Genomic DNA, 13708 nt, shown 5'->3' on the forward strand with positions numbered 1-13708 from the left:
CAGTATAACGTGATGCTTCATTTTATTTAAATCATTAAGTTTGAACAAAATAAAAGGGGTCGCCGGTAAAATTTAACCATTTACAAACTCCTTTTAAACAAATGGACAATATTAAACCATTGGCCTAACCACAGTATTACTCAATTTTACAACTCTTGCCACTGAAGAGGAAAAGTTCAGCTGCATCAAAGATGCAATACACCTGTTTGTAATCTTGTTGTGAATAAATGACAAGTTTATGAAAGAATTATTATTCTTATAGTTGATTTAGTTCTAATTATGGCTAAATTTACTGCGATTAAGTCGTTGTTATTGCCTATAAGGAGGGTATACTGAGTTACTAACTTATGTATCTTTTGAGGATAAAATAATGGATTACAGCACTTCTGATTTATGTGACCACTTTGCTGATGTGGTTGACGTGCTTGAACCTATGTTCATCAACTTTGGTGGTCGACACAGTTTTGGTGGCCGCATTAAAACGGTAAAATGTTTTGAAAACAATGAACTGATCCGCCAATTACTTTCTCAAGATGGTACTGATCAGATTTTACTTATTGATGGCGGCGGCTCAACTCGCAGAGCATTAATCGACATTGAGCTGGCTGAGCTGGCACTAGAAAACAATTGGCAAGGTATTATTGTATATGGTGCATTACGTCACGTTGATGAGCTTGAAGAACTTGATTTAGGGATCCAAGCTATTGCATCAATTCCTGTTGCAGCAGACAGTGAAGGCGCGGGCGAAAGCGGTATAGGGGTTAATTTTGCTGGCGTATCATTTTTTGATGATGACTTTGTTTATGCCGACAGTACAGGTATTGTACTTTCTGCTGAAGAATTAGAGCTAGAAATAATAGAACTTTAGTGTGACTGTTCAGCTTAAAATATATAACGAAAGCACGGTAAAGGAAATTTGCTCTGACCGTGCTGGAGAGCTAAAAGCATGGCAGTCGATGGCATTACTCGATGCCCGCGACAATATCCAACAAGCGCTTGCTGATGCCGTACAATTTGGTATGCGCTTTGTCTTACTCGGCATATGTGAAGACATTGGACCGAGAGCCAACCTAGGAAAAGGCGGTGCACAGTATGCTTGGCCTGCTTTTTTACAACGGTTTTTAAACCAACCTCACAATAATGCCATCGCTATGCAAAAAGTGTTACTGCTTGGCGAAGTTAACCTCGACGATTTAATGCAACAAGCCCAAACGCTTGATAATCATAATCCAAACGACTTAGCTCAATTGCGTAAGCTGTGCGCTGAAGTAGATGAGCGAGTTGAAGCAATTTTAGACATGGTTTTTAAAGCGGGCCTTGAACCTATTATTATTGGCGGCGGACACAATAACTGTTTGGGTATTATTCGCTCGCTTGCCAAACATAGCCACAGCGCAATTAACGCGATTAATTTAGATCCTCATGCCGACTTTCGTGAGTGTGAAGGTAGGCACAGTGGTAATGGGTTTAGCTACGCTTACCAAGAGCAGCTGCTCAAGAATTACCATGTTATTGGCTTACATGAGCTAAAAAACAATCAACCTATTTTTGATGCTATGCAGAGCGCTAACTTTAGCTACACAAGCTATCAAACAATTAATGTGAAGCGCGAAATAAACTTAACAGAAGCAACCACCCATGCACTCCAAAGGTTTGATAACGCACCGCTAGGGGTAGAAGTTGATTTAGATAGCTTAACCAATATGCCTGCAAGTGCCTTTAATTACTGTGGTTTTGATGTCAGCGATGGTGAGCATTATGTTTACTTAGCTGCAAATGATCCGCGCAGTGCTTATTTACACTTATGCGAAGCAGCACCTTCACAACACCCTCATTCTATAACTGCAGGTAAATTACAGTGTGGCCAAGTGATCAGTGCTTTAGTTAATACCTATTTACAAACAAAACTAAGCCTTTAAAACACACTTAAAGTTCTTGTGCTTCTAACCATTGCTTAAACCAACTCATTAATCCTAAACTGCTCAATGGGTGTCCAAAATAGTATCCCTGTGAAGCATAGGCTTTTAGACTTTTTACAAACTTTAGTTGATCGAGTGTTTCAACACCTTCAAAAATAACTTTCGTCTGTTGCTGGTTATGCATTTCAACCATGCCACCTACTAAACTACGTATATTATTTTGATTACTAAAGTCTGCAGTTAATGCTGGCGATACTTTAATATATTCCACCGCTAAACTAGGTAACTTAGAAAGTAATACAGGGTTATCACCTAAACCATCAACACACACTTTTAAACCTAAACTATTAAGCCTTGCAATCATGGCTCTGCCTTTATCATCTAAGCTAGTAAAAATATGTAGCGGACATTCTAAAATTAAATCACCAGGCCTGAGTTGATGCTCACCAATAACCCCATAAACAAAATCCACAAACTCTTCGTTGAGCATTTCCGGGCCAAATAAATTAACACTTAAAGGTACCGACATTCCTTCCATACGAAGTGCCATGGCAAGCTCTCCAGCACGTTCAATAACAAAGGTAGCGAGTGAGTAACCAAGCCCTGCAATTCTAATATCATTGATAAATCGACTCGCCGACAAAGTCCCTTGAGTTGGATGCTGCCAACGTAATAGCAATTCTAAAAATTCGATTTGGCCATCACTATTTCGAATCACAGGTTGAAAAAACAGTTCAAACTCATCAGCAAAACTGATATTCGCCAGCTCAGTCAATCGCGCTTGCTGCTCTAAGTGCTCAACCGTCATCTGCTGATGATAAGCCACTATTTGTTTATCAGGTCGGCTATCAAGTGCCAAGTAGGCATGACTAATTAACTCATCAAAGCTACTGCTTTGCTGCTCACAATGTACATAACTGGCTCTTACTTTTACTTCAATCGTACAATTAGCTACATTAAAGGGCTTTAAAGTCGCGCCAATAATTTGCTTTATAAGCTGTTGATGTAAATGATTATGGCTTTGTAAATCACAAATAAATGCAAAGTTTAACCCACCCAAATGCGCTAACTTAGCCTGCTCGTCAAGATAAAACACTTCATCACTATTTAATAAGTCTTTTATTCTATTTGCCGACTGAGACAAGAGTAAATCACCAAAATCTCGGCCAATGTGTTGATTAACCTGCGCAAAGCCCTCCAATCTTAAAACAATAAGTGCAGCTCTGAATGAATCTTCATTAATAAGCTCATTATATTTTTGACGTAACTGTTGTTTATCTGGGAAGCTAGTTAAAGGTGAATTTTCAACATACACCTCAGGGTCGGTTTGCGGCTTTAAGGGTGGAGCAATCTGTGGTGCATTATCCATTGAAAAGCTACTGCTACTGAGCAGTAAAATTGGAATAAGTAACCACGCTAAATGTAGCGTAAAAAAGAGGTAACCAATAAATAATAAAGCAAGTAACCCTGTTGCACAGGCACTAACAAGTAATGGGAGTTTTTGCTTTAGTAAATTCGCTTGATATAAATGAAAACCAAACCCCAGAGCCAATAACACAACAAACCAAGGAATGGCAGTACTAACCATAGCTAAACCAATCAGCCCGGTGCATAAAAGGATGAGTCTTATTACGTTACTTTTAACGGTTAACAATACAGCAACCATTGCCATTAAAAGCGCACCACTTAAAAATATAGCTAAATTACTGTAGCTCAATAACGTTCCATCCATAGCTGAGGTACTCACTGACATTAAATAAAACATGGGTTTAAGAGTTAAGTCTTATAATTAGCTAAGTTTACCCAATATCCATAAATTTAACAGTTTATTTACTCCAAACTGATAACTTAATTGTGCAGGATGCTCAATTTGCCAATGTGCTATATCAGCGCGAGCACCTACTTTTAATACGCCTCTATCAGTAAAACCAAGAGCCTGAGCTCCGTGTGCAGTGACTCCCATTAATGCTTGCTCTGGAGTAAAATTAAATAATGTACAAGCCATATTCATCATTAATTGCAAAGAACATAACGGTGATGTGCCGGGGTTAAAATCACTGGCAATTGCGATGGGAACCTTGTATTTATTTAACAGTTCAATCGGAGGGTATTTCGTTTCTTTTAAAAAATAAAAAGCACCGGGCAGTAATACCGCCACAGTACCTGAATTTGCCATAGCTTTAACACCGGCTTCATCAAGATATTCCAAATGATCGGCCGACAAACCATTGTATTGCGCCACCAGCGCAGCACCTTGTTGATTGGATAACTGCTCAGCATGACACTTAATTGCTAACCCCAGCTTTTTAGCCGCATCAAATACTCGCTGCGTTTGCGCATAACTAAAGCCAATATCCTCACAAAACACGTCAACCGCATCGACTAAATCATGTTCAACAAGTGTGTTGAGCATTTCATTACACACTAAACTTATATAATCATCACTGCGATTTTTAAACTCTAAAGGCAATGCATGCGCGCCTAAAAAGGTATTAATGACTTCAATAGGATGATGTTGATTTAAAAGCCTAGCGACTTCTAATATTTTTTTTTCATTTTCTATATCAAGCCCATACCCTGACTTAATTTCTACCGTAGTGACACCTTCAGCTAGCAGTGCATTTAAACGATCTTTTGCTGCTACAAATAATTGTTCGTGGTCAGCCTCTCGGGTTGCTTTAACTGTACTTGCAATCCCCCCCCCTTGCGCGGCAATTTGCTGATAACTTACCCCCTGTAAACGCTGCTCAAACTCCTGTGCACGAGAACCGGCAAACACTAAGTGAGTATGGCAATCCACTAAACCCGGGGTTAACCACTGTCCTTTGATACTTACTACCGGAGTGGCTAATACATCAAAGTCAGGCAACTCAGTTTGCTTACCTAACCATGCTATTTTGCCATTTTTAATTGCTAAAGCCGCATTTTCTATCGCTCCATAAGGCGCATCAATGTTGCTATCCATAGTGGCAATATTGGCATCGGTGAGTAATAAATCGATATCATTTAACTGTTCTGTGGATTCTGTAGCTTGCATAAGTCTCTCCGCGATAGTGTTCAAACGAGTTTAAAAACACACCTTGTATATACAAGATGATTATGCCATCTTACTAGGTATTGTTTATTTTTAATATACTAAAAATATTTATGCCAGCACCTAAGTTTACGCAAATAAAACAATTTATTGTGGACAGAATACGCAGTGGGCTTTGGCTTGAAAACCAACGTGTCCCTTCAGAAAATGAACTAGCAAAACAATTTACAGTAAGCAGAATGACCGCACGTCGGGCACTTAGCGAACTCACTGATGCGGGCATTTTAACCCGTAGCCAAGGCCTAGGAACGTTTGTAGCAAGCTTCAAGTCTCAGTCGTCATTACTTGAAATAAAAAACATCGCCAATGAAGTAAAAGAGCGAAACGGAAACTACAGCTGCACAGTCCAAGTATTAGAATCGATTAATGCCGTCGCGCCAATTGCAATTGCTTTAGGTGTAGAGGTAGATAGCGTGGTTTATCGCAGTGTCATTATTCATAATGAAAACGACAGTCCCTTGCAAGTTGAGGAGCGCTTTGTAAATCCGCCCCTTGCAAAAGATTATTTACAACAAGATTTTACCGCCCTTACCCCTCACGAATATCTCTCAACAGTTGCCCCTTTAACGCAAGCGAGGCATACGGTAGAGGCTATTACGCCAAACAGTGAAATGTGCCAATGGCTTAATTTATATAACGAAGAGCCCTGTTTACAAGTAATACGCCGTACTTGGTCGGTAAACGGAATTGTTAGTTTTGCACGACTTATATCGCCAGGCAGTAAGTATCGCTTGGGCGGACAATTAACATTTAAAAACAATAATAAAGCGCATAACACTTAAATTTAACAGGAGTGAATAATGGATCATCGACTGGACACACAACGCACAATTCGCGCACAGCATGGTAATCAAATATCTACTAAAAGCTGGCAAACCGAAGCAGCTAAACGCATGCTAATGAATAATTTAGACCCTGATGTTGCCGAGCACCCTCAAGCTTTGGTGGTGTATGGCGGAATTGGCCGTGCTGCCCGTGACTGGCCAAGCTACGACAAAATAATTGAGACGCTTGAGCGCCTTGACGATGACGAAACCCTATTAGTGCAATCAGGTAAACCGGTGGGGGTATTTAAAACTCATAGCAACGCACCGCGGGTATTAATTGCAAATTCTAACCTTGTTCCACACTGGGCTAACTGGGAACATTTTAACGAGTTAGATAAAAAAGGCTTGATGATGTACGGCCAAATGACCGCTGGCTCTTGGATTTATATCGGTTCTCAAGGGATTGTTCAAGGCACTTACGAAACCTTTGTAGCTATGGCAAAACAACATTTTTCAGGCGATGCCAAAGGTAAGTGGGTGTTAACAGGTGGCCTCGGAGGAATGGGCGGTGCACAACCATTAGCTGCAACCATGGCAGGCTTTAGTGCCTTAGTGGTGGAATGTGATGAAAGCCGTATCGATTTTCGAATAAAAACAGGGTACGTCGATGTAAAAGCCACAGATCTTGAGCATGCATTAAAATTAATAACCGATGCCTGTGTCAAAGGTGAAGCGCTTTCTGTGGGTTTACTTGGTAACGCGGCTGATGTTTTTAGTACCTTAGTAAAAAGTGGTATTACTCCCGATATAGTCACCGATCAAACCTCAGCCCATGATCCGCTTAACGGCTATCTACCACAAGGTTGGAGTATGGAGCATGCAGCAAAAATGCGAATCGATAATCCACAAGCAGTGGTGAAAGCGGCCAAACAGTCAATGGCAGTTCAAGTAACAGCGATGTTGGCACTACAAGATGCAGGCGCGGCAACGACTGATTACGGCAATAATATTCGTCAAATGGCGCTCGAAGAAGGCGTAGCAAATGCATTTGATTTCCCTGGGTTTGTACCTGCTTATATTCGTCCATTATTTTGTGAAGGTATTGGCCCATTTAGATGGGTAGCACTCTCAGGCGATCCCGAAGATATTTACAAAACAGACGCAAAAGTAAAAGAACTAATTCCTGATGATAAGCATTTGCATAACTGGCTTGATATGGCGCGTGAGCGAATTCAATTTCAAGGATTACCTGCACGTATTTGTTGGGTTGGCTTAAAAGACCGAGCGCGCCTAGCGGTTGCCTTTAATGAAATGGTTAAAAACGGTGAGCTTAAAGCACCGGTAGTTATTGGCCGCGATCATCTTGACTCAGGCTCAGTAGCTAGTCCTAATCGTGAAACAGAGAGCATGCAAGATGGCTCCGATGCAGTCTCTGATTGGCCTTTATTAAATGCCCTGCTCAATACCGCAGGCGGTGCTACTTGGGTATCGCTTCATCATGGCGGTGGTGTAGGTATGGGCTTTAGCCAGCATTCAGGTGTGGTTATTGTTGCCGATGGTACCGATGAAGCAGAGCAACGCCTTGCAAGAGTGCTTTGGAATGATCCTGCTACCGGTGTGATGCGCCATGCCGATGCCGGTTATGACATTGCAAAAAATTGTGCACAACAACAAAACCTAGACCTACCTATGCTTAACAAGGATAAGTCATGATTTCATACACACTTACACCGGGTCAGCTTGAATTACATACCTTAAGAAAAATTAATCAATCGGCCGTAGATTTAACTTTGGCAACTGAAGCCGCTACACAAATAGCAGCCAGTGCCCAGACAGTTCAAGACGTAATAAACGAGCAGCGTACTGTATATGGTATTAATACCGGCTTTGGTTTATTAGCCAATACAAAAATAGCGAATGATGAGCTAGAACTATTACAACGCAGTATTGTGCTTTCACACGCTGCCGGCATTGGCGAGTTAATGGATAACAGCACGGTCAGATTAATGATCACCCTAAAAGTAAATTCTTTATCACGGGGTTATTCTGGTATTCGTCTAGCTGTCATTGAGTTTTTTATACAGCTACTTAAAAATGAAGTATACCCATGCGTGCCTAAAAAAGGCTCAGTGGGCGCATCGGGCGATTTAGCCCCCCTTGCTCATATGTGCCTGCCTTTATTAGGTGAAGGGAAAATGCGCTATCAAGGAGAGCTAATAAGCGCAGAACAGGGGTTAAAAATTGCAGGGCTTGAGCCACTGATATTAGCTGCGAAAGAAGGCTTAGCACTACTAAATGGCACACAGGCCTCTACTGCATTCGCACTGCAGGGCTTATTTAGAGCAGAAGATTTGTACGCACAAAGCTGTGTTATTGGCTCTATAAGTATTGAGGCCGCCATGGGCAGTCGCGCACCATTTGATGCTCGTATTCATGAGGTTCGTGGTCAAAAAGGGCAAATTGATACCGCGCACGTATTTAGAGAGCTATTAAGCACCCACTCACAAATTAGTGACTCACATATTAATTGTGAAAAAGTACAAGACCCATATTGCCTACGTTGCCAACCTCAAGTACTTGGTGCATGTTTAACCCAAATACGTCAAGCCGCCGAGGTACTACTGTGTGAATCAAACGGGGTAACCGATAACCCACTCGTTTTTGCCGATGTGGGAGATATTATTTCAGGCGGAAACTTTCATGCTGAGCCCGTTGCTATGGCCGCTGATAACCTTGCGATTGCCATTGCCGAAATTGGCGCCTTAGCTGAGCGACGTATTGCCCTACTGATTGACTCTAATTTATCAAAATTGCCGCCATTTTTAGTTGAAAACGGTGGGGTAAATTCAGGGTTTATGATTGCTCAAGTAACCGCAGCTGCGCTCGCCTCTGAGAACAAGTCACTAGCACACCCAGCTTCGGTAGACAGCTTACCGACCTCAGCTAATCAAGAAGACCATGTCTCTATGGCAACTTTTGCTGCTAGGCGCTTAGTTGATATGGCTAATAATACGCAAGGCGTGTTAGCCGTTGAGTGGCTGAGTGCTTCTCAAGGGCTAGAGTTTAGAAAGCCGCTACATGCGTGTGAACAGGTGGAGCATGCTAAGGCGCTGCTACGCCAACATGTTAGCTATTACGACAAAGACCGCTACTTTGCCCCCGATATTGAAGCGGCCAACAGACTACTAAGTGAAGGTAAGTTGTGCGACTTTATAAAAAATTCGCCCTTACCTTCTTATTAAATACCATACTGATAACTAAAACCAAGCGCTTCTATCGCTGAGCCAATAACTTTGCGCTCAGCGACTTCATCACTACTAAAACTTGGCATTTGTGTGCCATACAGCTCACACTTTTGTGCATAATAATCTGCTTTGCTCGGGTGCGCAGGGTTAACTACATTATAAATGCTTTGCCCTTGTGACCAATTGTTAAGTACCGCATAAATGGCATTGATCACATCTTGTTGATGCACCATGTTCACCACTTGCTGACTAGAGGTGTTGAGTTCCTTACCCGCCACAAACCGACCCGGCTCTCTGTTTGGCCCCAACAACCCAGCTAAGCGCAGTACTTTACCTTGCTGTTCAAGAACTTGCTCTTCAGCATCATAGAGCTTTATTTGTCGTTCGTTAGTGCCAGATATATCGCTACTTTCACTATAAACTCCAGGCTCTTGATCATACACTCCAGTCGATGAGCACAATAAAAAACCTTTGCAATTAAGCTCAGTTGCCAGCTTTAACCCCTGTTCCAGCACTTGCGAATAATTGCTTTCGCTGTCACGACTGCGCGGCGGTATAGCACATACCCAATACGCATTTTGTAAATCTACTTGATGCTGCAGCTCGCCGTTTTGTAAAACAAACTGACGCTCAAAATCAAATTGATGAGTGTCACTACGATGAGTTCCTTGCACTTGCCAACCTTGTTTTTGTGCATCAATACATAAGGCTTGGCCAAGCCAGCCAGCGCCAAGGACTACTAAGTTATCTTTGTTGGTTTGCACTTTATTTTCCCTTTTATTAAAACTCAATCAACGCGTTTTATAGCAACAAAAAATATGATGAACTCTATACTACTAAAAATAATATTAGCAAACGCTGATTGCATAAGATATTAACACACGCTTCATTTGCGATTAGTAGCTTATTTAATGATACCGCTACCATGTATATGCACCTGCCGATAAACCGTATGGCTTAAGTGACTTACGAAGAGTAATAAATAAAAAGATTGTGCAATTTAAGAGTTAAAAAGCGATGACCGCAAGCAAAGCATTTAAGGGTAAAATTTAGGCGTTTCACCCTTGTTTTTAATTTATTCAACACCATATCTTCAGAGTCTGTTTATCTGCAGTTTTAATCAAGTTTCGTTACATAACGCTATTTTTATGAGCGAGATCTCATTTTTCTGTTTTAAATGAAGATCTTTTTATAGAGGTAGTTTGATGTTTAGCAGAGTCTGGTATAGTAGCGCAGGTAATAAACAGTGCTTTTTAAGCAGCTTAATACAAAATTGCTAATTAATGTGTCCTAAAGGTTAATTCAAAGAATACATTAATTATCAATTGTAAAAAATGGGTTAGCCGATGCACGGCTAGCAAAAAAACACATTGTAACGGTTTTATCATGATATCTAATTTATTTACCAAGATTTTTGGTAGTCGCAATGACCGCACTATTAAAAACCTAAGAAAGACGGTCGCACTGATCAATGCACTTGAAACGCAACTAGAAGCGCTTTCAGATGAAGATTTAAAAGCTAAAACAGCTGAGTTTAGAGAACGTTACGATAACGGACAAAGCCTAAGCGATATTCTACCAGAAGCATTTGCTGTGGTACGTGAGGCGTCAAAGCGTGTAAACGGTATGCGTCACTTCGACGTGCAATTATTAGGTGGTATGGTTTTACAACAAGGCCGTATTGCAGAAATGCGTACTGGTGAAGGTAAAACCCTAACCGCGACACTTCCAGCATATTTAAATGGCTTAACAGGTAAAGGCGTTCATGTCATTACCGTAAATGACTACTTGGCTAAGCGTGATGCTGAAACCAACCGTCCACTATTTGAGTTTTTAGGCTTAACCGTTGGTTGTAATGTTCCGGGCATGATGCCACAACAGAAAAAACAAGCTTATGCAGCTGACATCACTTACGGTACCAATAACGAATTTGGTTTTGACTACCTACGTGACAACATGGCATTTAGCATTGATGAGCGCGTTCAACGCCCATTATTTTATGCCGTAGTGGATGAAGTGGATTCAATCCTAATTGATGAAGCGCGAACGCCGCTTATTATTTCAGGCCCAGCTGAAGACAGCTCAGAGCTTTACACTGAAATAAATACCATTGTTCCTTTACTTGAACTACAAGAAAAAGAAGATGAGGAAGGGATTGAAGGTGATGGCGATTTCACTATCGATGAAAAATCTAAGCAAGTTCACCTAACTGAGCGTGGGCAAATAAAAGTTGAAGAGCTACTTACAGAGCGCGGCTTAATTGAAGAAGGTGATTCACTGTACTCAGCAGCGAGCATCACGCTACTCAGTCACGTTTATGCAGCTCTTCGTGCGCACAAGCTTTACCAAAAAGATGTTGACTACGTTATTAAAGAAAACGAAGTTATCATTATTGATGAGCACACAGGTCGCTCTATGGAAGGACGCCGTTGGTCAGAAGGTTTACACCAAGCTGTAGAAGCAAAAGAAGGTGTGAAAATTCAAAACGAGAACCAAACGTTAGCTTCTATTACGTTCCAAAATTACTTCCGCTTGTACGAAACGCTAGCAGGTATGACAGGCACAGCTGATACAGAAGCGTTTGAGTTTCAGTCTATCTACGGTTTAGACACAGTTGTTATGCCAACCAATAAGCCAATGATCCGTGATGATCGCGCAGATTTGGTGTACCTAACGCAAGAAGAAAAGTACGAAGCCATTTTAGCAGACATTAAAGACTGTCAAGAACGTGGTCAGCCAGTACTTGTAGGTACTATCTCAATTGAAAGCTCTGAGTACTTGTCGCAGTTTTTACGCAAAGAAAAAATTAAGCACAACGTACTTAATGCTAAATTCCACGCACAAGAAGCAGACATTGTTTCTGATGCGGGCTTACCAGGCACAGTCACCATTGCCACCAACATGGCCGGTCGTGGTACCGATATTGTACTTGGTGGTAATTGGAATAGTGAAGTTGAAAAACTTGAAAACCCAACTGACGAACAAATTGCCGAAATTAAAGCCGCATGGAAGATTCGCCATGACGCAGTAATTGATGCCGGCGGTTTACACATTATTGGTACAGAGCGTCATGAATCACGTCGTATTGATAACCAATTACGTGGTCGTTCTGGCCGTCAAGGTGATGCCGGTTCAAGCCGTTTCTACCTATCGATGGATGATGCGTTAATGCGTATTTTTGCCGGTGAGCGCATGACCAACATGATGCGTAAACTAGGTATGCAACGTGGCGAAGCCATTGAACACCCATGGGTTAACCGCGCAATCGAAAACGCCCAGCGTAAAGTAGAAGCACGTAACTTTGATGTGCGTAAACAGCTACTTGAGTACGATGATGTAGCAAACGATCAACGTCGTGTTGTTTACTCTCAACGTAACGAATTGCTTGAAGAAGGTGATATTTCAGAAACGATTACCGCTATCCGTGGTGATGTGCTCGCGGGTGTAATTGATCAATACATTGCCCCACAAAGCTTAGCTGAAATGTGGGATGTCCCAGGGCTTGAAGAGCGCTTAAAGCAAGATTTCCTAATTGAGTTACCAATTACTCAGTGGTTAGCTGATGACAATAAACTGTACGAAGAAAAACTTCGTGAGCGTATTGAAGAAGCGGTTGAACAAGCTTACAAGCAAAAAGAAGAAATGGTCGGCGATTCTGTACTTCGTCAGTTTGAAAAAGCCATTATGCTTCAAAGTCTTGACCAACATTGGAAAGACCACCTTGCTGCAATGGATCACTTACGCCAAGGTATTCACTTACGTGGTTACGCACAAAAGAATCCTAAGCAAGAATACAAACGTGAGTCGTTTGAGTTATTCTCTGAAATGCTAGAAAACTTAAAAGTCGATGTGGTCGGTATTTTAAGTAAAGTGCAAGTTCGCGCTGAAGAAGATGTTGAAAAAGTAGAAGAGCAACACCGTAAAAGTGAAAATGCCCCTCGCGAATATCAACATGAAGAAGCAGAACACGTAGGTGGTGAAGCACCGCAAAGTGCTCAGGTTATGGCGCGTAGCGAGCCAAAAGTTGGCCGTAACGATCCATGTCCATGTGGTTCAGGTCAAAAATACAAACAATGTTGTGGTAAATTAAAATAACACCACTTTGTTACGTTAGATAAAAAGCGACGCTTGCGTCGCTTTTTTTATGCTATTTAAGGGAGAGGTAATGACTAAAGTAATCATCAATGTTGCTGTGGGTGTAATTAAAAAAAATAACAATTTGTTTATTTGTAAACGTGCAGATGAGCAACATCAAGGTGGGTTATGGGAGTTTCCTGGTGGCAAAGTTGAAGCCGGAGAAAGTGTGTTTCAAGCCCTAAAACGTGAACTGCTAGAAGAAGTAGGGCTGACTATTCATAGTTCAAGCGAACTTATCACTATAGAGCATGACTATGGCGATAAATGCGTACGACTTAATGTGCATGTGGTCAGTAACTTTAACGGTCAAGCTCATGGCGCAGAAGGGCAACCAAGCGAATGGGTGGGCATAGACGAGCTTGATAACTATGATTTTCCTGCTGCTAATGTTGAGATTATCAGCGCCATAAAAACGAAATATAGCTAGGGTCTGTTGATCATTCAAGGTTAAATTTGCAGCAGTCTGTTTGGTATTTAGGTAAGGCAGAGCCTATGTGGTGTGGTTATTCCCCATAAATAGGCGATAACGCAGCATCAATGCCAAAC

The 13708-nt window shown here is 41.5% G+C and carries 10 protein-coding genes; 7 read left to right on the plus strand and 3 right to left on the minus strand.

The annotated features are described in order from the left end of the window. Nucleotides 1-370 precede the first annotated feature (370 nt). Nucleotides 371-868 carry a ribonuclease E activity regulator RraA gene (rraA, locus tag CWB77_RS03380; protein ID WP_008465762.1) on the plus strand — a complete coding sequence of 166 codons (498 nt, stop codon included), beginning with the start codon at nt 371-373 and terminating at the stop codon, nt 866-868. A 1-nt stretch (nt 869) separates the two neighbouring features. Further along, nucleotides 870-1919, plus strand: coding sequence for a formimidoylglutamase (locus CWB77_RS03385; RefSeq protein ID WP_055012267.1), 1050 nt, complete (start codon nt 870-872; stop codon nt 1917-1919). A gap of 7 nt (nt 1920-1926) precedes the next feature. Here the strand turns inward: CWB77_RS03385 and CWB77_RS03390 are convergent, their stop codons facing one another. Together CWB77_RS03390 and hutI are read right to left on the minus strand one after the other, a co-directional pair. Beyond that, nucleotides 1927-3651 (minus strand): GGDEF domain-containing phosphodiesterase, encoded by a 1725-nt coding sequence (locus CWB77_RS03390; protein WP_010390400.1) that lies wholly within the window; start codon nt 3649-3651, stop codon nt 1927-1929. A 57-nt stretch (nt 3652-3708) separates the two neighbouring features. After that, nucleotides 3709-4956 carry an imidazolonepropionase gene (gene hutI / locus CWB77_RS03395; protein WP_138621365.1) on the minus strand — a complete coding sequence of 416 codons (1248 nt, stop codon included), beginning with the start codon at nt 4954-4956 and terminating at the stop codon, nt 3709-3711. A gap of 110 nt (nt 4957-5066) precedes the next feature. On the opposite strand from hutI, the gene hutC reads away from it, so the two are divergent. From hutC to hutH, 3 genes are read left to right on the plus strand one after another with little or no spacing between them, the layout of a single operon-like run. Further along, nucleotides 5067-5795 (plus strand): histidine utilization transcriptional repressor HutC, encoded by a 729-nt coding sequence (gene hutC, locus CWB77_RS03400; RefSeq protein WP_138621367.1) that lies wholly within the window; start codon nt 5067-5069, stop codon nt 5793-5795. A gap of 18 nt (nt 5796-5813) precedes the next feature. Beyond that, nucleotides 5814-7493: a urocanate hydratase gene (gene hutU / locus CWB77_RS03405; RefSeq protein WP_138569781.1), complete on the plus strand. Its 1680-nt coding sequence runs from the start codon at nt 5814-5816 to the stop codon at nt 7491-7493. Then, nucleotides 7490-9022, plus strand: a complete 1533-nt coding sequence (hutH, locus tag CWB77_RS03410) for a histidine ammonia-lyase (RefSeq protein WP_138621369.1) — start codon at nt 7490-7492, stop codon at nt 9020-9022. The genes hutU and hutH overlap by 4 nt, the downstream gene beginning before the upstream one ends. Here hutH and CWB77_RS03415 read toward each other — a convergent pair. Further along, on the minus strand, nt 9019-9789 hold the full coding sequence (locus CWB77_RS03415) for a Rossmann-fold NAD(P)-binding domain-containing protein (RefSeq protein ID WP_138621371.1): 771 nt from the start codon (nt 9787-9789) through the stop codon (nt 9019-9021). The two genes, hutH and CWB77_RS03415, sit on opposite strands and share 4 nt — an antisense overlap. A gap of 622 nt (nt 9790-10411) precedes the next feature. Here CWB77_RS03415 and secA point away from each other — a divergent pair. Further along, nucleotides 10412-13120, plus strand: coding sequence for a preprotein translocase subunit SecA (gene secA / locus CWB77_RS03420; protein ID WP_010390391.1), 2709 nt, complete (start codon nt 10412-10414; stop codon nt 13118-13120). A 70-nt stretch (nt 13121-13190) separates the two neighbouring features. Continuing rightward, nucleotides 13191-13589 (plus strand): 8-oxo-dGTP diphosphatase MutT, encoded by a 399-nt coding sequence (gene mutT / locus CWB77_RS03425; RefSeq protein ID WP_054202559.1) that lies wholly within the window; start codon nt 13191-13193, stop codon nt 13587-13589. Nucleotides 13590-13708: the final 119 nt, after the last annotated feature.

It is taken from the genome of Pseudoalteromonas sp. S1610, assembly GCF_005887465.1.
Classification (GTDB): Bacteria; Pseudomonadota; Gammaproteobacteria; order Enterobacterales; family Alteromonadaceae; genus Pseudoalteromonas; species Pseudoalteromonas undina.